At 65.9% G+C, this 19,825-nt stretch carries 21 protein-coding genes and 1 tRNA gene; 12 read left to right on the top strand and 10 right to left on the bottom strand.

The features are described from left to right. Nucleotides 1-75 precede the first annotated feature (75 nt). Both AB1411_04700 and AB1411_04705 read right to left on the bottom strand, forming a co-directional pair. Nucleotides 76-162 (bottom strand) — tRNA-Leu (locus AB1411_04700). Nucleotides 163-349: 187 nt separating this feature from the next. Beyond that, nucleotides 350-1,834, bottom strand: coding sequence for an AAA domain-containing protein (locus tag AB1411_04705; protein ID MEW6542894.1), 1,485 nt, complete (start codon nucleotides 1,832-1,834; stop codon nucleotides 350-352). Nucleotides 1,835-1,991: 157 nt separating this feature from the next. On the opposite strand from AB1411_04705, the gene rplI reads away from it, so the two are divergent. The 7 genes from rplI to AB1411_04740 all read left to right on the top strand — a co-directional run bounded on the left by rplI (nucleotide 1,992) and on the right by AB1411_04740 (nucleotide 8,907). After that, nucleotides 1,992-2,480: a 50S ribosomal protein L9 gene (gene rplI, locus AB1411_04710; GenBank protein MEW6542895.1), complete on the top strand. Its 489-nt coding sequence runs from the start codon at nucleotides 1,992-1,994 to the stop codon at nucleotides 2,478-2,480. Nucleotides 2,481-2,516: 36 nt separating this feature from the next. After that, nucleotides 2,517-3,794 (top strand): serine hydroxymethyltransferase, encoded by a 1,278-nt coding sequence (gene glyA / locus AB1411_04715; protein MEW6542896.1) that lies wholly within the window; start codon nucleotides 2,517-2,519, stop codon nucleotides 3,792-3,794. Nucleotides 3,795-3,809: 15 nt separating this feature from the next. Continuing rightward, nucleotides 3,810-4,274 (top strand): transcriptional regulator NrdR, encoded by a 465-nt coding sequence (gene nrdR / locus AB1411_04720; protein MEW6542897.1) that lies wholly within the window; start codon nucleotides 3,810-3,812, stop codon nucleotides 4,272-4,274. 110 nt (nucleotides 4,275-4,384) lie between these two features. Then, nucleotides 4,385-5,476: a sensor histidine kinase gene (locus tag AB1411_04725; GenBank protein ID MEW6542898.1), complete on the top strand. Its 1,092-nt coding sequence runs from the start codon at nucleotides 4,385-4,387 to the stop codon at nucleotides 5,474-5,476. Further along, complete coding sequence (locus AB1411_04730) at nucleotides 5,463-6,134, top strand: response regulator transcription factor (protein MEW6542899.1); 672 nt, start codon at nucleotides 5,463-5,465, stop codon at nucleotides 6,132-6,134. The genes AB1411_04725 and AB1411_04730 overlap by 14 nt, the downstream gene beginning before the upstream one ends. 544 nt (nucleotides 6,135-6,678) lie before the next feature. Then, a complete protein-coding gene (lpxC, locus tag AB1411_04735; GenBank protein ID MEW6542900.1) occupies nucleotides 6,679-7,596 on the top strand; it encodes a UDP-3-O-acyl-N-acetylglucosamine deacetylase in 918 nt (305 codons plus the stop codon). Between the two features lie 831 nt (nucleotides 7,597-8,427). Beyond that, nucleotides 8,428-8,907, top strand: coding sequence for a hypothetical protein (locus AB1411_04740; protein MEW6542901.1), 480 nt, complete (start codon nucleotides 8,428-8,430; stop codon nucleotides 8,905-8,907). Nucleotide 8,908: 1 nt separating this feature from the next. Here AB1411_04740 and AB1411_04745 read toward each other — a convergent pair whose 3' ends face one another. The 3 genes from AB1411_04745 to AB1411_04755 form a co-directional block, all read right to left on the bottom strand. Then, a complete protein-coding gene (locus AB1411_04745) occupies nucleotides 8,909-9,517 on the bottom strand; it encodes a histidine phosphatase family protein (protein MEW6542902.1) in 609 nt (202 codons plus the stop codon). An 18-nt stretch (nucleotides 9,518-9,535) separates the two neighbouring features. After that, nucleotides 9,536-10,561 (bottom strand): hypothetical protein, encoded by a 1,026-nt coding sequence (locus tag AB1411_04750; GenBank protein ID MEW6542903.1) that lies wholly within the window; start codon nucleotides 10,559-10,561, stop codon nucleotides 9,536-9,538. Nucleotides 10,562-10,898: 337 nt separating this feature from the next. Then, complete coding sequence (locus tag AB1411_04755; GenBank protein MEW6542904.1) at nucleotides 10,899-12,035, bottom strand: lipocalin-like domain-containing protein; 1,137 nt, start codon at nucleotides 12,033-12,035, stop codon at nucleotides 10,899-10,901. Nucleotides 12,036-12,167: 132 nt separating this feature from the next. On the opposite strand from AB1411_04755, the gene AB1411_04760 reads away from it, so the two are divergent. The 4 genes from AB1411_04760 to AB1411_04775 all read left to right on the top strand — a co-directional run bounded on the left by AB1411_04760 (nucleotide 12,168) and on the right by AB1411_04775 (nucleotide 15,695). Continuing rightward, the gene (locus AB1411_04760) at nucleotides 12,168-12,842 is read left to right on the top strand and encodes an LON peptidase substrate-binding domain-containing protein (GenBank protein ID MEW6542905.1); all 675 of its coding nucleotides are present in this window, start codon (nucleotides 12,168-12,170) and stop codon (nucleotides 12,840-12,842) included. Continuing rightward, complete coding sequence (locus tag AB1411_04765) at nucleotides 12,842-13,819, top strand: ATP-binding cassette domain-containing protein (GenBank protein ID MEW6542906.1); 978 nt, start codon at nucleotides 12,842-12,844, stop codon at nucleotides 13,817-13,819. The genes AB1411_04760 and AB1411_04765 overlap by 1 nt, the downstream gene beginning before the upstream one ends. Before the next feature lie 128 nt (nucleotides 13,820-13,947). Further along, nucleotides 13,948-14,727 (top strand): ABC transporter permease, encoded by a 780-nt coding sequence (locus tag AB1411_04770; protein MEW6542907.1) that lies wholly within the window; start codon nucleotides 13,948-13,950, stop codon nucleotides 14,725-14,727. A gap of 101 nt (nucleotides 14,728-14,828) precedes the next feature. After that, entirely contained in the window at nucleotides 14,829-15,695 is an 867-nt protein-coding gene (locus AB1411_04775; GenBank protein MEW6542908.1) for a transglutaminase-like domain-containing protein, read from the top strand. Between the two features lie 27 nt (nucleotides 15,696-15,722). Here the strand turns inward: AB1411_04775 and AB1411_04780 are convergent, their stop codons facing one another. The 3 genes from AB1411_04780 to AB1411_04790 form a co-directional block, all read right to left on the bottom strand. Continuing rightward, nucleotides 15,723-16,475 carry an MBL fold metallo-hydrolase gene (locus AB1411_04780; GenBank protein MEW6542909.1) on the bottom strand — a complete coding sequence of 251 codons (753 nt, stop codon included), beginning with the start codon at nucleotides 16,473-16,475 and terminating at the stop codon, nucleotides 15,723-15,725. A gap of 21 nt (nucleotides 16,476-16,496) precedes the next feature. Continuing rightward, nucleotides 16,497-17,018 (bottom strand): cytochrome C, encoded by a 522-nt coding sequence (locus AB1411_04785; GenBank protein MEW6542910.1) that lies wholly within the window; start codon nucleotides 17,016-17,018, stop codon nucleotides 16,497-16,499. 102 nt (nucleotides 17,019-17,120) lie between these two features. After that, nucleotides 17,121-17,588, bottom strand: coding sequence for a MarR family transcriptional regulator (locus AB1411_04790; protein ID MEW6542911.1), 468 nt, complete (start codon nucleotides 17,586-17,588; stop codon nucleotides 17,121-17,123). 108 nt (nucleotides 17,589-17,696) lie between these two features. Between AB1411_04790 and AB1411_04795 the strand changes: the two genes are divergently transcribed. Continuing rightward, a complete protein-coding gene (locus tag AB1411_04795) occupies nucleotides 17,697-18,329 on the top strand; it encodes a HEAT repeat domain-containing protein (protein MEW6542912.1) in 633 nt (210 codons plus the stop codon). Nucleotides 18,330-18,339: 10 nt separating this feature from the next. On the opposite strand, the gene AB1411_04800 is transcribed toward AB1411_04795, so the two are convergent. Beyond that, nucleotides 18,340-19,173, bottom strand: coding sequence for a metallophosphoesterase (locus AB1411_04800; protein ID MEW6542913.1), 834 nt, complete (start codon nucleotides 19,171-19,173; stop codon nucleotides 18,340-18,342). Beyond that, the gene (locus tag AB1411_04805) at nucleotides 19,170-19,787 is read right to left on the bottom strand and encodes a hypothetical protein (GenBank protein MEW6542914.1); all 618 of its coding nucleotides are present in this window, start codon (nucleotides 19,785-19,787) and stop codon (nucleotides 19,170-19,172) included. Before AB1411_04805 ends, AB1411_04800 begins: the two co-directional genes overlap by 4 nt. Nucleotides 19,788-19,825: the final 38 nt, after the last annotated feature.

Below are 19,825 nucleotides of genomic sequence, written 5' to 3' on the forward strand. Positions count from 1 at the left end.
AGCCGTTAGCTATTCGTTAGCTAACGGCTCTCTCTTGCCTGTGAAGCCTTTGAAAAACTAGGAGAAGACGAGAAATGGTGCCGAAGCCGGGACTTGAACCCGGACGGGCCGAAGCCCGCTAGACCCTGAATCTAGTGCGTCTGCCAATTCCGCCACTTCGGCACTGAAAGGCAACGTTGAGTGATGAAGGCTGAACGCTGAACGAAAGAGGCCGTCTTCCATTCATCATTCCGCGTTCATCGTTGTCGCGTTCGGGGGGCTGCATTATCCCTGATCGGCTGAGGCCCAGTCAAGCCGAACCCAAACGCGTGAGACGTAAGACGTCAAACGTGAGACGTTCTCTCCCATCTCATCCGGCTTGGGCCGACGGTTGGGGGCGTTGCCAGAGGGTCGAGACGCCGGACGACCCCCAGGCCTGCGGGGCGGCGAGGTCGCGGGTGTCCCCGCAGAGGACGATCCGCTCTCGGACCAGGCCCGCGGCCGCCAGCAGGAAGGAAGCCGGGATCGACGGCGCCTCGTCGGCGATCAGCACGTCGAAGCGGACCTTGCTGAACAGAGGGTCCGACACGACGCGGGCCGCCGTCGTGACGACCACCCGCTTGTTCTGGATGAACGCCTGCCGGTTGGTCCCTTCCTCCGCGGCTAGCATTTCCCGGATCTTCTTGGTGCCGCCCAGCCGTTTGATCTCCTGCTTGAGCTCGGTGTACTCGGGGCGCAGGTCCTTCGGGATGGCCGCCTCCGGGGCCAGCTCCTCGATCCGGTGCTTGGCGATCTCCAGCTCGGCCAGCAGCCCCTGGATCTGCTGCTCGTAGATGGCGCGGTGCTCGCCGAGCGTCTGCACGTTCTTGCCCATCGTCTGCATGGCGAGCCGCTTCCAGATCGGGAGCGATTCATAGTCGGCCAGCGTCTGGGCAATCTCCTTGATCTTCCCCTGGAGCTCGCTGAGCTGCGTCAGGAGCCGCCACTCCAACAGCTTGACCTCGTCCAGGTCCCGCTGCTTCTGCGCCTTGTAGGCCAGCAGCGGCGTGAGCTCCCGGAACCGGTCGTACTTGCGGCGGAGCGCCGCCTTGTCGGCCCGGGATTTGGCGTAGAACTGGTGCATCTGCGCCTCGAAGCCCAGCTCCGCCAGGGCCATCCCGCTGGCCTGGGCGAGGACCGGCATCTCGTACCGGCAGAGCCAGCTCTTGTAGGTGAGGCCGGCGGCGCGCATCGCCCGTGCCGCGAGACCCACCACCTCGTCCGAGGACCGGTGGTCCGGGCTGACCACCAACACGCGCTTGTTGTTGCGCACCAGCTCGATGACGTGACCGGCGAGCCTGGTCCGGCGCGCGCCGAGCTCGTCGCTCCAGATGGTGCCGAAGACCGCGGTGGTCGCCGCCGCGCGCACCTGGTCCTCCCGCGTTCGGTCCGGAACCAGCCAGGGAACCAGCCGCTCGGCCGGCCCCAGCGCATAGGCCCCGGCCTTGGTCGCCATGTCGGCGAGCCGCCGCGCGGCCGTGTCGAAGAACCCGGTCGCGTCCGGCACGATCGTGGCCGCCTCGACGGTCTGGCCGAAGGCGTCGAAGGCCTGGACCAGGGCCGTGTCGTCCGTCCGGCCGACCACGAAGCCTTCGGTGGGCTCGATGTCGTCGGGCGGCAGGATCGTGACCGGCACGTCTTCCGCAAGGAGGCAAGAGGGCGGGACGTCGAAGGCGTAGAGGTGCAGGGTGCCGGCGGTCGCGACGCGCCGCCCGCCGGTGGCCGTGACCGGGGCGTCGAGGCCCCGGCCGGCCGCGGCGTCGCGCTCGTCGTTCAGGGCCTGGGAGAACCGGTGGAGCAGGTCGAGAAGTTTCATCCGTCGGCGCTCGATTCCTCGAAATCGCGGCCATCTTATCGCAGGGCCCCCGGCCTGTCCAGGAGCCCTGTCCGCGTCTCCGGCCTCCACACGTCAATTGACTTTTCCCGGGGCGCTCAGTATGATTTTTGCCTTTCTCACAGAAGGAGTCGGCGTCATGAAGGTGATTCTGAAAGAGCACGTGGACGGGGTCGGGCATTTGGGGGACCTGCTGGACGTCTCCGACGGCTACGCGCGCAACTACCTGCTGCCGCGCGGCAAGGCGTTGGAGGCTAACCCCAGGAGTGTCAAGGCCTTTGAGCACGCCAAGCGGGTCATGGCGGAGAAGGCCCGGAAGGAAAAGCTGGGGATCGAGGAGCTGGCGAAGAAGATGTCGGCGGTCGCGCTCACGATCGAGGCTCAGGTCGGCAAGGACGACAAGCTGTTCGGATCGGTCACGGCCAAAGACCTGGCCGAAGGGCTCGCCGAGCACGGGTTCACGGTGGATCGGCGCAAGATCCAGCTCGCGCAGCCGATCAAGGAGCTCGGCACCTTCACGGTCCCGGTCAAGCTCCATCGGGAGGTCACGGCCGCCGTCTCGGTCAAGGTGGTGAAGAAGCAGCAGGAGGGCGAGGCGCAGCCGGCCGAGGAGAAGGGCGGCCATTGAGTCTGACGGCGGCGGGCGGTTGAGCGAGGAGGCGGGATGACGAACGCGGTAGGCTCATTGAAGGCCCTGAAGGCGACCGACCCGGCCGTGTACGACGCGATCCGCGCGGAGGAGAAGCGGCAGCGCGACAAGCTGCTGCTGATCGCGTCGGAGAACTTCGCCAGCCCGGCCGTGCTGGCGGCCCAGGGCTGCCTGATGACGAACAAGTACGCGGAGGGCTACCCGGGCCGGCGCTACTACGGGGGCTGCCAGTTCGTGGATTCCGTGGAGGACCTGGCCATCCAGCGGGCCAAGCAGATCTTTGGGGCGGAGCACGTGAACGTGCAGCCCCACTCCGGCTCCCAGGCCAACATGGCGGCGTACCTGGCGGTCCTGAAGCCGGGCGACGTGATCCTGGGCATGGACCTGGCGCAGGGCGGGCACCTGACCCACGGCAGCCGGGTGAACTTCTCGGGCACGCTCTTCCACTCCTACTTCTACGGCGTGGACCGGCAGACGGAGACCGTGGATTACGACGCGGTCCGGCGGATCGCGGAGGAGTGCCGGCCGCGGATGATCGTGGTGGGCGCCAGCGCCTACGCGCGGATTCTGGACTTCCCGCGGTTCCAGGCGATCGCCCAGTCCGTCGGCGCCTATCTGCTGGTGGACATCGCCCACATTGCGGGCCTGATCGCGGCGGGGCTCCATCCCAGCCCGGTGCCCTACGCGGACTTCGTGACCACGACCACGCACAAGACTCTGCGCGGCCCCAGGGGCGGCATCGTCATGTGCAAGGCCGAGCACGCCAGGGCGGTGGACAAGATCGTGTTCCCCGGGCTCCAGGGCGGGCCGTTGATGCACGTGATCGCGGCGAAGGCCGTCGCGCTGCAGGAGGCCCTCTCCCCCTCGTTCAAGCGGTACCAGCAGCAGGTGGTGGCCAACGCCAAGGCGCTGGCGGCCGGGCTGATCGAGCGCGGCTACCGGGTGGTCTCGGGCGGGACCGACACGCACCTCATGCTGGTCAACCTCGGCGTGAAGGGCATCACGGGCAAGGAAGCCGAGACCGCGCTCGACGCGGCCGGCATCATCGTGAACAAGAACACCGTGCCCTACGACGAAAAACCCCCGGCCGTGGCGAGCGGCATCCGGCTCGGGACCCCCATCGTCTCCACGCGGGGCATGCGCGAGCCGGAGATGGGCGAGATCGTCGGGCTGATCGATCGGGTCCTTCAGAAGCCCCAGGACAAGCGCGTGCAGCGGGCGGTCCGGAAGGAAGCCAAGGCCCTCTGCGGGCGGTTCCCCATTTTCTATCCGTACGAAGCCGCTCCGGTCTGAGACGGAGATCCCTCGGTGAAGTGTCCCTTCTGCGACGCGATCGAGGACAAGGTGGTGGATTCGCGGATGGCCCGGGAGGGCGGGGTCATCCGTCGCCGCCGCGAATGTCTGGCCTGCAAGCGGCGCTATACGACCTACGAGCGGGTCGAGGAGATTCTGCCGGTCGTCGTGAAGAAGGACGGCCGGCGGGAGCCCTTCGACCGGCTCAAGATCCTGGCCGGACTCAAGAAGGCCTGCGAGAAGCGTCCCATCAGCACCGCCACGATCGAGGCAGTCACGGACCGGGTCGAAAAGCGCATCCAGGAAATGGGCGAGACCGAGATCCCGAGCAGCGTCGTGGGGGAGGAGGTCATGAAGGAGCTGCACCAGCTCGACCAGGTGGCCTACGTCCGGTTCGCGTCGGTGTACCGGGAGTTCAAGGACATCGATCAGTTCATGGACGAGCTGAAGGCGCTCGCCCGCGAGCGGCGGGAACGGTAGCCCGGCCCGGTCATCCGCCTCGTTTCCTCCCCGTCCGTTCCCGATCCGACGACTTCACGAGCGCGCCGGCGTGTTGAGAGAGAGCCGTGCCCGTCGCACCTCCCAAATCGATGAGACGCGGAACCGCCCGGAAGCGGCCTTCCGCGGCCGTGACGCACGTGGCCATCATCGGGGCCGGGCGGGGCGGGACCGCCCTGATGGAGATCTTCGCCAAGGACCCGCTGGTCCAGATCGTGGGCATCGCGGAGATCAACCCGAAGGCGGTCGGGCTCCCGCTGGCGCGGCGGCTCAGGATTCCCGTGACGCGCGACTACCGGGAGCTGCTCGCGATGGAGCGGGTGGACCTGATCATCGACGTGACCGGCGACGCCGAAGTGGGACGGATGCTGCAGGATTTCCACCGGATGGGCGTCGCGGTGGTCGGCGGCGCGAGCGCCAAGTTCATGTGGCAATTGATCGAGGCGCGCATCCGGGCGACGGCGGAGATCGAGAAGACGCTCAACAAGTACCAGTCCCTGTACCGGCTCTACGTGAAGGAGGCGGGCGCGGCGGTCACCGAAGAGCGCACCCGCATCGCCTGCGAGATCCACGACGGGCTGGTCCAGAACCTGGCCGGGGTGAACTTCAAGCTGGACCTCTGCCAGGAGCTGCTGCGGAAGGACCCCCAGGCCTGCCTGGGCACGCTCCGCGAGACCAAGGCCCAGCTCAAGCTGGCGATCCAGGAGGCCCGCCAGGTCATCTTCAACCTGCGCCCGCTCCACTACGACAGGCTCGAGCTGATCCCGGCGCTCACGAACTACCTCAAGTCGTACGAAACCCAGTACCACATCAAAACCGAGTTTTCCCTGTCCGGCGACGAGACGACGCTGAACCCCAAGACGAAGATCTTCCTCTTCCGGATCATGCAGGAGGCGCTCAGCAACGTCCAGAAGCACTCCCGCGCGGAGCGAGTCTCGGTCCACCTGTCGGTCGGCCGCGACCGCCTGACCGCCACGATCACGGACGACGGCGTCGGGTTCGACGTGGAGGCCGTGGCTCGGGACCCCGAGAAGTGGGACCACTTCGGGCTGCGGGGGATTCTGGAGCGGGCCCGACTGGTCGGCGGGGAGGCCAGGATCGAGTCCAAGAAGGGGCGGGGCACGCGCGTGGTGATCGAGGTGCCGCTGACGCAGAAGGAGGCCAGGCGAAATGGAGCGCATTAAGGTGCTGATCGCGGACGATCACCGGGTGGTTCGCGAGGGGTTGGCCGCCATCCTGAAGACGAAGGAGAACATCGAGGTCGTCGGGGAGGCGCAGGACGGGCAGGAGGCGATCGAAAAGGCCCGGTCGCTCGTGCCGGACGTGATCCTGATGGACGTGAGCATGCCCCGGATGGGCGGGGTCGAGGCCACGCGGCAGATCAAGCGGGAGTTCCCGCACATCGGCATCATCGCGCTCACGATGTACGAGGAGCAGCAGTACATCTTCGATCTCGTGCGGGCCGGGGCCACCGGCTATCTGCTGAAGGACACGGATTCGGCGCAGATCGTGGCGGCAATCCGGGCCGTGTACCGCGGCGAGTCGCTCATCCATCCCGCGGTGGCCAGCAAGATCCTGGCGGAGTTTTCACTCCTGGCGCAGCGGAAGGGCAAAAAGCCGGCCTGGGCGGAGCACGACCTGACCGAGCGGGAGATCACGGTGCTCAGGCTGGTGGCGGACGGGAAGACCAACAAAGAAATCGCCAACAGTCTGGACCTGAGCGAGAAGACCGTCAAGAACCACGTACGCAATATCTTCCACAAGCTCCAGGTCTACGACCGGACCCAGGCGGCCATCCTGGCGATCCGCAAGGGGTTGATCGAGCTGGAGCCGAAGCCGTAATTGAGGAGAAGCGGTCAGTCTTCAGTTCTCAGTAGTCAGTTCTTTCGGAAAACCGATAACTGACAACTGAAGACTGAAAACCCTCACGCGTAGCAGTCCTCTTCCCAGGGGGAGCGCCGTGTTCGAATAGCCCCGCACTTCCCAGTACCCCGGCCGCTCGCGCTCCAGGAGCAGGATCTCCTTTCATCCGCTTCGCGCCTTTCCAGGCGTAACGCTTGGGCACGACCATGCGGACGGGGCCCCGCGCTCCCGCGAGAGCGGCTGCCCGTTCCTACTCCTGGTCAACAAGACATCTTTAGGGGCAAGTGACAATCAACTTTCTCGACAGAACGGCTGAATTGTAAAGAACGACGCGCACAGGGCCCTGTGGCTTGGGGAACTTGCGAAAAAAGTCACACGTGTCAGGTTTTTACAACAGGATAGTCGTGGTCATGAGCGGAATGTTGGAAAATTCATTATTGAAATCAGCATGTTAAATTAATTTTCCCGAAGAGGTCTTGCTGGCACGCTCGTTGCTGAATCCGACGGTCGCTTGAGGAGATTCATGCGCCCACAATATACGATAGCTCAGCCGATCACCTGCTCCGGGGTCGGTCTCCATACCGGAGACCTGGTCACGATGACCCTCAACCCCGCTCCGCCGGACACCGGCCTGGTCTTCATCCACAAACAGGAAGACCGTGCGGTTTCGCTGCAGGCATCGGTCAGGAACCTGGTGCCGACGGAATTGTGCACCGCCCTGCACGTGAACGGCACCGTGATCAAGACGGTGGAGCACGTGCTCGCGGCGCTGGCCGGCCTCGAAGTTGACAACGTGTCCGTGGAAGTGGATGGGGGCGAGGTGCCGGCGATGGACGGCAGCGCCATCCCGTTCGTCCACATGATCCGTTCGGCGGGCATCGTTCCCCAGGAGCGGCGCCAGTCGTTCCTGAAGATCGTGCGGCCGATCGAAGTGCGTGACGGCGACCGGACGGTGAGGATCGAACCGTCGGCGACCACGCGCATCACCTATTCGATTCACTACAACCATCCGCTGATTCGGAAGCAGTCCTACACCTATGACTGGTCGGCGGCTTCGTTCGAGCGCGAGGTCGCGGAGGCCCGGACGTTCGCGTTCTTGAAGGAAGTGGAGGGCCTGTGGGCCAGAGGGCTCGCCAAAGGCGGGTCCCTCGACAACACGGTCGTCCTGTCCGACGACAACATCCTCAACGAGTCCGGCCTGCGCTTTGCCGACGAGTTCGTGCGGCACAAGGTGTTGGACCTCATCGGCGACCTCTCGCTCCTCGGCGTGCCCTTCATCGGGCATCTGATCGCCGACCGGTCCGGCCACGCCCTGCACACGAAGCTCGTCGAGAGGATTCTCGCACAGCCTGACTGCTGGGTGCTGCTGAAGAGCGGGGATCTGCCGCACGCCGCCTCGCGTGCGGTGTACACCCACGCTCCCGCCCCCGCCTCGGTCTAGTCTTTCCCCGACTCGTCCCGAGCGTCTGCCGGAATTCCCACAAATGGGCGTGTGTACCTCCGGTGCGGATTGTTCTTGAGGGGGTGGGAGACTCTGCCGGGGAGAGGAAAAAGGGCGCCGGGGGCGAGTGGCCTCGCTCCCGGCGCGCATGCGTGGAGGGCTTATCTCTTCTTCTTCTTCGCGCCCTTCTTCGTCGCCAACGCACTCACCTCCTTTCGTAGATCCCCGGCTTGAAAACCGGAAAATCCTTCACGCCGCCTGCGGCACAGCCGCGGCAACGTGTATGGAGCGTTCCAGCAGGAACTCCCGCGCTTGCTCGATGACATCGCTGACCGGCGGGAGGCGCGGTCGCTTCTGGTCGGTGATAATTCGGCTTGACGGGCTGGCGAGTTTGGCTGAGTCGGGTTCCACTCGGTGGCGGAGTTCGGCAAGGTCTGGCGCCTCTTGTTGGCGCGGGTGCTTGTTCGAGGCGCGTTTCGCTGTTTCTCCAGTTCCAGCAGAGGAATCTTGTAACTGCCGATCCGCTGTGCGAGGCCTACGAAAATATCGTTGGGCTCATCCACGAACATGCACTCTGCGACACGATATAGCAGCGATGAAAAACCAAGTCAACCAAAAAATCGCCAGACGCGACTCGATTGCCGCCCGTCGAGGATGCTCGTCGTCGGTTGTCCCCGATCCAAACGGGCAGCCGGCTGCGCACGGGGGCCACGCCTCCTGCGGCTTGGCCAGGGATTTTGCCTGCCTCAAAGAAAGCGGATCTGTGTTAGAGTCGTGAGGGAATCGTCGGGAGCTCGCCGGTCGCTCCACGAAAACTACAAGGAGGATTCGATGAACAAGCTGAAGCTGCTCGCCCTGCTCTGCCTGGTCATGGCTCTGACCGCAGCCGGCTGCGGCCGCCATTACGGCCGCGGCGATGTGGACGCGATGGGCGAACGGGTCGCCCACGAGATGAACGAGCTGATCGAGAAGACCGTCCAGGACTCCGAGAAGGCCAAGAAGGTCGAGGCGGTTGTGGCCGACATCGTGCAGGAGATCAAGGAGTCCTACAAGCAGAACCGCCAGTTCCACCGGAAGCTCTACGAGCTCAACGCCAACTACCAGGCGGTGCCCGAAGATTTCACGAAGATCCTGGACGAGATGAACAACAGCCGGATGCGCTCGGCCACCAAGATCCTGGGCCTGCGGTTCAAGATGAAGGAGATGCTCACGGCGGAGGAGTGGAAATCGCTCAGCGACGGGATGAACCAGTATCGCGCGCGCTACTGGCACGACAAGGACGGGACTGACGCGGGGAAGAGCGGCGGCTGAGTCACCCGAGCGCGGCGAGATCGGTCGGATAGTTCACGCAGAGGAGCTCGGCCGTGCCGTCCCGCACTTCGAGGGCCGTCAAGGCTGCGTGGGCGACGCGGATCTGGCGGATGCGCTGGAGGTCCAAGCGGAGGTAGTGGGCCAGGATGGTCCGCAGCACGTCGGCGTGGGACACGAGGAGGAGCGGGGCTGAACCGGTCTGGGTGCAGGCCCGCTCGACCGTCGCGACGGCCCGCTCTTGCACCTCGCGCAGCGTCTCGCCGCCGGGCGGACGGGCGTCCAGCGAGTGTGCGTAGAAGTTGAGCCGCACGAGATCATCCGCCAGCTCCTGCCAGTAGCGTCCTTCCCACTCTCCCACGCCGATCTCGGTGAGCCCCCGGTCGGTGGTCACCGGCACCTTGAGCGTCGCGGCGAGAATCTCCGCCGTCTGCCGGGCCCGCGCGACCGGGCTCGAATAGAGCGCGCCAATCGTCCGCCCTTCGAGCAGGGTTGCCAGGCGCCGCGCCTGGGCCTCTCCGGTCCGGTTCAGCGGCACGGGCTTCTCGCCCATGATCTGCCCGCTGCAGTTCCAGTCCGTTTCGCCGTGTCTGACGAGGAGGAGCGTGCTCATGGAGCGTTCCGGCTCTGCTCACCCGGCGGCCGGCCGGGCATCCGTCTTGGCCGTCAAGGGGATGTGGACCCACCGTTGGGCTCCGTCGGTGGAGCGGTAGAGCCCGCTCCCGTTTGTGCCGACGTAGAGGACCCTGGAATCCAGGGGGCTCATGACGATCGTGCGGATGTTCAGGGTCTCCAACCCGTCGTTCATGGCCTGCCAGGTCCGGCCGCCGTCCAGGCTCTTGAAGATCCCGGCGCGGCCTCCGACGTACAGCGTGAGCGGGCTGGTCGGGTCCACCACGACGGTGCTCACGTACTGGTCCGGCAGCGACTGGCCGATGCGGCTCCACGAGTCGCCCCGGTTCGTGCTCTTGAACAGCCCGTTGTTGGAGCCGGCGTAGATCGTGTCCGGATTGCCGGGATCGATCACGACCTTGCTGACCCCGAGAGCCAGGGAGGCGTCCAGGATCTCCGGCGGGATCAGGCCGTTGTTGATCTTGTGCCAGGAAGTCGTGCCGTCAAGGCTCCGGTAGGTTCCGCCGGTCGTGCCGGCGTAGAAAATGTGCGGTCGGGCCTGATCCTGGGCGACTGAAAAGACGATGTGCACTTCCTTCATGCCGGCCATGCGCTCGTCCCACAGACGACCTCCGTCGGTGCTTCGAAAGACCCCGACCGTCGTGGCCGCATAGACGGTCTCGCTGTCCCTCGGGTCGAAGAGGAACTGATTGACGACCGAGACGTGTTCCTTCAGGCCGGCGTTGTGCGCGATCCACCGTTGCCCGCCGTCCGGGCTCTTGTAGACCGCGTCGCCCATGGTGCCGGCGTACACGGAGGCCGGGTGCTTGGGATCCAGGGCCAGCGAGAGCACCCGGTACGTGCTCAGGTCGGTGGCCATCCGTTCCCAGGAGTTTCCCCCGTCCCGGCTCTTGTAGACCGATTCGTTGGTGGCCACGTAGACGATGTTGGAATTGGTCGGGTGGAGCGCGATGGACACGATCGAGTCGCTCTGCTTCCCGCATCCCCAGAGCGAAACGAGCAATGCCAGCGCGGCGGCGCGCATCCAAGGCCCGCTTGCCCTTGCTGTTTGAATCCGGCGTGCGCTCGCGTGAAGAGGCATGGGGCGAAGGTGCCACAGGAGCGGGGACGAGTCAAGGCGGCTAGCCCGCATTATTCATGAACGCTCCTACTGCAATCGCGGATTCGCGGCTGCGACTAGCCTGGCCGCAGATCCCGGCGGCCAGGCGGGCGGGCTCGCCGCTCAGTCGGTCAACATACTGCAAGAGTATGCCTCCCTCCTTCGCAGCTCCGCGCGCCCGTCTCGCCAGCGACTGCGCGGGTACCCGTTGCTCCTTCGTTTGCAACGGGTGGACGTGACGAACCGTCATGAATAATGCGGGCTAGAGCCGTTGCTTGAACCGTTCGGCATACCCGGTCAGCTCCACGTAACCGAGACCGGAAACCGGCTTGTCGTCCCGCCGGCCGGTGACCCGCACCGCCCCTTCCCAATAAGTGACCTGCGTGCTCCGTCTGGTGATCAGTTCCTGGCTCGCAAGGAGTGGAGTCAGCTCCAGGGAAAGGTTCGACTCAGGCACGGCGATCCGCCAGCGGCTGGGATAGCGGGCCCCGCTGGCGGCGCTGAGCCAGGAATCCAGGCTTTCCACCCGTATCTCCTGGTTCCGGAGGTGCCGCGTCCGTCCGTCCGGGAACACGAGCGTGCCGCTGGACGAGGGATCGACGGTTCCGTCGGTGCGACGGAGCCGGTAGAGCATCAGCTCCGTCCGGTCGTCCAGCTGCACGCTGAACCAATCCCAGCCGACCTGGTCGGGAGCGAGGTCCCCGGAGCCGAACTCGTGATCCATCCAGCTCGTGCCGGTGACCGCGAGCCGCTCCCCGTCCACGGTGAGCGAACCGGTCGTGGCGAGGCGGGGCAGGGAATAGTAGTGGGAGGCCTGCTCCGGTGCCCGGCCTTTCCGGCTGACGCTGTCTTCTCCGTGGATGACGGGCGGCTTCTCGGGAGCGACGACCAGGTCAATTGCAAAGCCGTCGGTTTGGGCCTTGAGCCGGTGGCGTTCCGGCTCTCCGGGCCGGGCCTCGGCGGACCAGCGATCGATCCAGACGTGGAGGCGGCCGGACTCGGCGCCGGCCTTGCCGAGTCCGGCGCGGCTGACCTTTTCCGCGAAACGGAAGCGACCCCGGTCGTGATCGGACAGGGCCAGGTGCGCCAGGTACAGATGCCGGATCGCCCAGCGGGATTTGCTCGCCCGTGCCGACTCCTGCTCGACACCGCGTCGGAAAAAAGTCAGTTGAAAGCCGAACCGGCGCCCGTCCCCGGACGACAGGTGACCGGTGTAGTACCACCACTCGGTCCGGAACTCCTCGTGCGCCCCGTGGTCAGCCGGAAACCGGTAGGCGTAGCCCGCGAGGGCCGGACGGAACTCCACGCCGGCGGAGACGGGGCCGCGGGCCGGACCGGCCAGAGAGCCGGCGAAGACGAGGCCGGTCAGGAGCCAGGTGACGGTCCTGCTTCTGGTCATGGAAAGCTTATAGCACGCGGGAAGCGACCTCGCCAATCGTCAGGACTGGCAAGGGGTTTCTCGCAGTCGTCGAGGTCGAACCGGCTCCGCGTCTCGGTTGACATTCCGCGAGGCCATCGGCTATCGTGTGACATGCAACCAGAGCCCAATCGCGTTCCGTCCGGGCCAGCGGCCACGTTCCACATTCCGGATCTCATTCCCGTCTTTCCGCTGCCCAACGTCGTGTTTTTCCCGCGCATGTACCTGCCGCTGCACATCTTCGAGCCGCGCTACCGCGAGATGGTGGCCGACGCGGCCGACGGGGGGCACTGCGTGGGGATGGCCCTGCTGAAGGAGGGCTGGGAGGAAGAGTATTACGGGAACCCCCCGATCTACGAGATCGGCTGCGTCGGACGGCTGGTCAGCGTGGAGCCTCTGCCGGACGGCCGCTTCAACATCCTCCTGCAGGGCCTTCGCCGCTTCGAGATTCGCGAGCAGCTCTTCGACAGGAGCTATCGGCGGGCGCGCATCCGGCTCAAGACCGGCGGGGAGGGGGGCTTCACGGATCGCGCGATGCGGGCGGACCTGGTCCGCATCGCGCAGTCTTACCTGGCGGCGAAGGCCGAGGGCCATCACTGGCAGGAGCTGTTCCGCCAGAACGTGGACGACGAAGTACTCGTCCACAGCCTCTCGACGTACCTGGACCTGACTCCGATCGAAAAGCAGTTCCTCATGGAGGCGGAGGCCCTTCAGCAGCGGGCCCGCCGGCTCACCGACCTGCTCCAGTTCAAACTGCACGAACGGGACGACGCGAAGGGCTGGGGGTAATGGACCGCGCGATCGCCGTTGAAACGGCCAAGCTGGGCAAAGTGTTCGATGGCGTGGCCGCCATCCAAGACCTCTCGTTTCAGGTCTCCGCCGGCGAGATTTTCGGGCTCCTCGGCCCCAACGGGGCCGGCAAGAGCACGACCCTCCGGATCCTGATCACGCTCCTGCAGCCCACGACCGGCCAGGCCTGGGTCTGCGGCCACGACGTGGCGCGGGAGGCGGACCGTGTGCGGCGGCTCATCGGATACGTGCCGCAGGAGCGGGCCATCGACCGGTTCCTGACGGGGCGGGAACACCTGCTGCTGCTGGCCGACCTGTACCACCTGCCCAAGGCGGAGCGCGCAGGCCGGATCGCGGACATCCTCAGGCTCGTTGATCTTGAGAAGAAGGCGGACCAGCCGGCCAAGACCTATTCGGGGGGCATGAAGCGGCGGCTGGACCTGGCCTGCGGGCTTCTTCCCAACCCCAGGGTCCTGTTCCTGGACGAGCCGACCTTAGGGTTGGACGTGCAGAGCCGGCTCCGAATCTGGGACTACATCCGGCAGCTCCGCGAGCAGGGGCTCACGGTCGTGATGACCACCAATTACCTTGATGAAGCCGACCGGCTGTGTGATCGTCTGGCGATCATTGACGGTGGGCGGATCAAGGTGCTGGGGTCGCCGGACGAGCTGAAGGCCGGCCTCGGCGGGGACCTCGTGTCCTTGACCGTCGGACCGGTGGATCAGGCCAGGCTGGAGTCGCTGGCCGCGGCCATCAAGGGGCTTCCGCCCGTCCGGGCCGTCGGCATCGGCGCGACCGGGCTGGACGTCCGGGTGGAATCGCCGGAGAAGGCCTTGCCCGCGATCCTGGAGGCCACCAACCGGTCGGGCTGCCGGCTGGAGTTCATCGACTACCATCGCCCCAGGCTGGACGACGTCTTCCTCGCCTACACCGGCCACGCGATCCGAGAGGAATTTCCGCAAAGCCGTGACGAGTGACGCGTGATGAGCACGGCTAGGAAGGTAGGCGTTGAAGTGGTGATAGGCGCACGGGGCTACGGCTGCCTTTGCCGGAGGGTTTCACACGACGTGTCACCTGTCACGTGTCACGTGTCACGGACCCTGTCGTGAACGAGTACATCCAAGAAATTGCGGCGCTGACCATGCGGTGGGTGCGCCGGCTCAGCCGGGAGAAGTTCAGCATGCTGTTCACGCTGGTGCAGCCCATGCTGTTCTGGCTGATCTTCTTCGGAAACCTGTTTCAGCGTGCGGCCGACGCGCAGGTGGTCCAGGCGCCCACCTACATCAGTTTCCTGGCCGCCGGCGTCGTGGTCATGACCGTGCTGAACAACGGTCTGGCCGGCGGCGTGGATCTGCTCTTCGACAAGGAGAACGGCTTTCTCGAGCGCCTCATGGCGACGCCGATCCACCGCACCTCCGTGATCCTCAGCCGGTTCCTTTTCGTCACGACGATCACGTCTCTGCAGGTCCTGGTCATCCTGGGCGTGGCCTACCTCTTCGGCGTCCGTCCGGCGACCGGCCTGCCGGGGGTCGCGGTGATCCTCGCCATCGGCATGCTGTTCGGCGTCGGGCTCACGGCCATCTCGATGGCGATGGCCTTTTCCGTGAAAAGCCACGGCGACTTCTTCTCGGTCCTCGGGTTCCTCTCGCTTCCCATGATTTTCCTGAGCTCGGCGCTCGTGCCGCTCTCGGCCATGCCGGCCTGGATGGGCCTGCTGGCCCGGTTCAACCCGATGACCTGGGCTATTGACGCGGTCCGGCCGCTCATCCTGGCCGGGTGGGCGGAGGCGCTGGGTCCGGTCGTGATGGTCGTTGTCATCATGATCGCCTTCGACGCGCTCTGCCTGTACGGCAGCGCCCGGGCTTTCCGCCGGGCGATGGGCTGAAAAGCCGTAAGACGTGAGACGTCCGAATCCGGGGACGAGACGCATTTCACGAGCGACGCTCCACGAGAAACGAGCGACGGGACACGAGAGACGGGCGACGCATGACGCAGGCAGCCGAAAGCCAGATCAGGGCCCTGATCAAACTTCTCGCTGACGAAAACGAGCGGATCGTCAGGACCGTGAGCGACAAGCTCGTGGAGATCGGAAGCCAGGCCGTCCCCCTGTTGCAGGAGGCGGAGGTCGAGCAGCCGGAGATGGCGAGGCGGATCGCCGAAGTGCTCGACGAGATCCGGGGCAGCCGCCTGGAGGAAGACCTGCGGGACCTGGCCGCCAGGTCCGACGACCGGCTCGACCTGGAAGCCGGCGCCTTCCTGATCGCCCGCTATGCCTATCCCAATCTGGACGTGCCGACGTACCGGGGCCACCTCGACGCGATGGCGGCCGAGGTGCGCGACCGGATGGGGCCGCGGGTCTCGGGCGAGGAGGCGGTCAAGACGCTGGGACGCTATCTCTTCACCGAGGCGGGCTTTCGGGGAAACACCAAGAACTACTATGAGACCGACAACAGCTACCTCAACCGTGTCATGGATCGGCGGACCGGCATCCCGATCAGCCTCTCGGTCCTGTACCTGCTGGTCGGCTGGCGCCTGAGGCTGCCGGTGGTGGGCATCGGCATGCCCGGCCACTTCCTGGTCAAGTTCGACTCGGACCGCTACAAGATCTTCGTGGACTGTTTCAACTGCGGGGCTTTGCTGACCGAGAAGGACTGTGCGCGGTTCCTCATGCAGGCCGGTTACGGGTTCGAAGAGCGGTATCTCGCGGTCAGCTCGGCCAGGGCGATCCTGGTCCGCATGTTGAAGAACCTCATCGCCATTTACCACAAGCTCGACGACACGGTCAAAGAAGTCCGGCTGACCCGCTTCATCCGCCTCCTGGAGGACGGCGGGAAGAGAACCGACGGGTGTTGAGCGAACCCGATCCCGGCAACCCGCCGCCTACAACTGGATGTTGAGCAAATCCCGCCCCATCGTGATCCGCCCGTCGTAGCTGCGTCCCGCCTGTCGTTTCACGTCGTACCGTTCGGCGACCGGATAGAAGTGCGACAGGATCAGGTGCGCGGCGCCCGCTTCACGCGCCACCTGCCCGCACTGGCCCGCATGCAGGTGTCCTGGCCCCGGCTTGTTGGCGGGGAACGAGCAGTCCAGAACGGCTGCGTCCGCGCCCCGGCAGAGGCGGACCAGGCTCTCGCAGTATTGCGCGTCCCCGGAATAGGCCAGGCTCTTCCCCCGGTGCTCGATCCGGTAGCCGAGGCAGTGGAGCCGCGGGCTGTGTACGACGGTCCGCGGCACGATCCGCGTGGCGCCGATGGAAAAGCTCCGGTCCGCCACTTCCTTGATCCGCACCCGGAACCGGGCTGCGCGGAATCCCGGGAAGGTCGCCAGCATCATGCCGAACAGCCGCCTGCTCCCGCGGGGGCCGATCAGGGTCAAATCCGGCCGCTCGCCGACGTACCGGGAATAGAAGACCGCGTCAAAGAAGAAGGTGACGAAATCCGAAAAGTGGTCGGCGTGGAAGTGGGAAAAAAGGAGGTGCCGGATGCGGTGCCGATCCGTCCCGCTCTTGATCAGGTTCTGGAGCGTGCGGGGGCCGAAGTCGAGCAGGAGCGTCTGGTCCGTCTGGACCAGATAGCCGGCGCCGGCTCGCGTCGGGTGGACGTTGGTGCCGGAGCCGAGGATCGTGAGGCGCATCGCCGCGACGCTCTTGCCGGGTCACTTCGGAGGTTGCGGGAACTGGACGTACGGTTGCGGAGGCTCCTGATCCGGCGGGAGATACGAAGGAGCCGGCTCGCCCGACGGACCGAGGTGCTTGATGAACTTGTACATCGCGCGCAGATCGCGCTCGTGCAGATTGCGAAGCGTAAACCACGGCATGGGGGGGCGCGTTTGCAAAGTGCGAGCGACTTGCACCCATTGGTCTTCGGACAGGGTCTGGATGTAGAGCCTGAGGTTGGACGCATAGGTCGTGCCCCATGGCCCGCGCCAGCCGAGCTTGTCGCCCACCAGCCAGCGCTTCTCGTCGATCTTTCCTCCGGATGGGGCGTACCCCGGCGTATGGCAATCGTTGCATCCGCCGAGTTTGACCAGGTAACGCCCCCGCTCAAGTGCCGCCGCATCGGTTCGCTTGCCCGGCTTGTTCGACGGCGTGCCGGGCTCGGCTGCATACGCGCCGTAGGCCGCGGCCACGAGCATGGCCAATAGGATCACGCGAACGGCCGTCGTGGGTAATGGCATACTTTTCTCCTCCCTGTTCACGCGGAAGCCCGAGCATCCCCCAAACGGGTGAAACGGGCGATCTTTACCGCCGTTCCGGAGCGCCTCTCCGCAGGAGAACCGTCACGCGGACCGCTTGGCCGGCTTCTTGAAGCTGTCTCGGACGCGGAGCAGCAGGGTCCGAAGGGTTTCGGCCTCCTTGGCGGTGAGGGCGCGCTCGAAGTAGGGGCGCAGGAACGAGGCGTGGGCGACGAAGGTCTTGCGAAACAGGGCGCCCCCCTTGGCCGTCAGGCGGATCTTGACGCACCGGCGGTCCCCCTTCACCGCGTCCCGCTCGATCAACCCCTTGGCCTCCAGCCGGTCCAGCACGCCGGTCAGGGTGCCCTTGGTCACCAGCGTGGCGGCCGACAGGTCCGAACAGGTCATGCCCTCCGTGTCGCCCAGCGTCGCGATCACGTCGAACTGGGAGGGCGTCAGCTTGAGGGAGCGGATGTGACGGCTGTCCTCGCGCCAGAACGCCAGATAGGCCTCCACCATCGGCCGCAGCACCTTGAGGTAGGGATCGTCTTTGAAGTCCGGAACCTCGGCCATACGGCCCGGATAATAGTTCTAGTTAGGATGATTGTCAAGCCTCGGTGCGGCTTCGGGCGATCCCGTCTCCGTTGACTGGGTCCTCGTGGCTCCCTATCATGCTGCGCCATGGAAGGCCGCGACCAACGGGGGCAGGCGAACCTGACGGCGGTGCTCCTGCTGCTGGGGCTGATCGTCGCCGGCGTGTGGATCTGGAAGCGCATCCCGGAGGACACCAAGGACTATCTGGCGGAGCAGGGCGTCCCGCTGGCTCTGCTGGCGGCGGGGCTCCTGTTCCTGGCCTGGTCCGTGGCGCGGAGGATTCGGCGCCGGGTGACGTTCAAGCGCGACCGCGAACGGCTGCTTGCGCGGTTCGAGCGGGCGACCGTGCCGGAGAAGCGGCTGGAGCTGGCCTTCGCCTTGATCGAGTTCAATGAGTACCGGCTGGAAGGACTGGAGCGGGTAGCACCGGCCCTGGCGGAGCTGTTCAAGACGGCCGCACGGACGGCCCAGGGGGACAAGCAGCACCGGGTTCGCGGCATGGCGGTCAGTCATCTGGGGGTGATTCAGGACAAGACCGCGATCCCGCTGCTGCTGAAGGCCCTGGAGGACGACCACGCCTACGTGCGGGGCTGTGCGGCGCTGGCCCTCGGCCGGATGCGGGTGGGAGAGGCCAGAGCCAAGCTGGAGGAGGTGATGCAGGAGGATTGGGATCAGACGGTCCGGAGCCGGGCCCGCGAGGCCTTGGAACGGCTCGCGTGAGGCTCCCTGCCTATTCGGTCCAGTCCACGACGAGGATCTCCGGGGGGCAGTCCAGGCGGATTGGAAGACCGGACCAGCCGATTCCTCGGTTCACGTAGAGGCGATGGCCGTTCCGGTGGTAAAGCCCGTGGCTTCGCCCGCGACATCCGTATGGGAGCCAGAAAGGGCGTACCGACGGGATCCGCCATTGTCCCCCGTGGCTGTGGCCGCACAGCACGAGGTCCACGGCGTGCCGGTCGTCGAGGTGATCCAGGACGTTCGGGGCGTGGGCGAGCAGGACCGTGAACCGGCCGGGCGAGGCCGGCGGGATGCAGCGCAGATCGGCCCGGTGGAGCGAGGGATCGTCCAGACCGACGACGCCGAGTTCGCCCGATCCGGTTGGCACGAACATGGCTTGGTTCACCAGCAGGTGCAGCTTGTGCCGGTCGGCCAACTCGCTGAAGTGGTGGAGCGGGACGCCGCTGTAATGGTCGTGGTTCCCGAGGGTCAGATAGACCGGCGCCAATTCCCGCAGGCGGGAGAGGAAGAGGAACAGGTGCGGGAGGCCGCGCCGGACGGTCAGGAGGTCGCCGGTCACAAAGATCCAGTCCGGCCTGAGCCCGCCGATGGCGGTCAGGAGGAGGTCGTGCCTGGGCTGGTACCGGTCCAGGTGCAGGTCAGTAATTTGCACGGCTCGCCGGCCGGCCAGTGGCTGGTGTCGGCAGGTGATCCGAGAGAGGGCCGGCGTAGAACAGCCGGCCTCATAGGGTAGAATGTGGTTGAACAGATGATGGAGCGGGATGGAGAGCCGATGGTTCAGGTGGAGCCAGATGCGCCGGCTCCGGGGCAGGGGCCGGCCGCTCATCCGGAAACCTTGGTCAAGGCGGCGAGGTCGTTGGGGCTGAGCCGGTAGCCGCGGTCGTACAAGACGCCCAAGCCTGCCATCAGGCCTTCCAGGTTGCCGGCCTTCCGAATCGCGTCGAACTTGGCGTCGAGCGCGACCAGGTAGTGCCCCTGGGGGACCACCGAGCTGAACGAAAGCCCGATGGATTCCAGCACGTCCTGCAGTTCCGCGGCGCTGTAGCGTCCGTCGTCGTTACGATCCCCCACCAGCACGAACTCGTAGAAGGTGAGGCTGATGGTCAGGGAGGATTGGGCGCGCGAGAAGTCCTCGCGGGCCGCCTCAAGGCCTCCGGGATAGCGGGCGCCGCAGTCAGGAGCGCCGGTCGCGGACCGGGCTTGCCGGTAGGCGACGCCCTCGGCTTTGGGCTTGGCCGGCTTGCGCAGCCGCTCCTTGTAGAACCATTCGGTGCACGTCTGGGCCTCGGCGAATCCCTGCTTGTCGGAACGGATCTGGTTCTGGACACGGAGCGTCAGCGAGGCGAACAGGTCGGCGGGCTCGGCTTGGGCCGGGGCGACTGGTCCCAGCCAAACCGAGAGCAGAAGGATCCAGAGGCAACCGCGAGCGTGGTTCTCCATAGAGTCACTTGCGGTACTATACCACAGGAATTGCGGAT

This window comes from Nitrospirota bacterium (genome assembly GCA_040757595.1).
In the GTDB taxonomy this organism is placed as follows: Bacteria; Nitrospirota; Nitrospiria; order Nitrospirales; family Nitrospiraceae; genus JBFLWP01.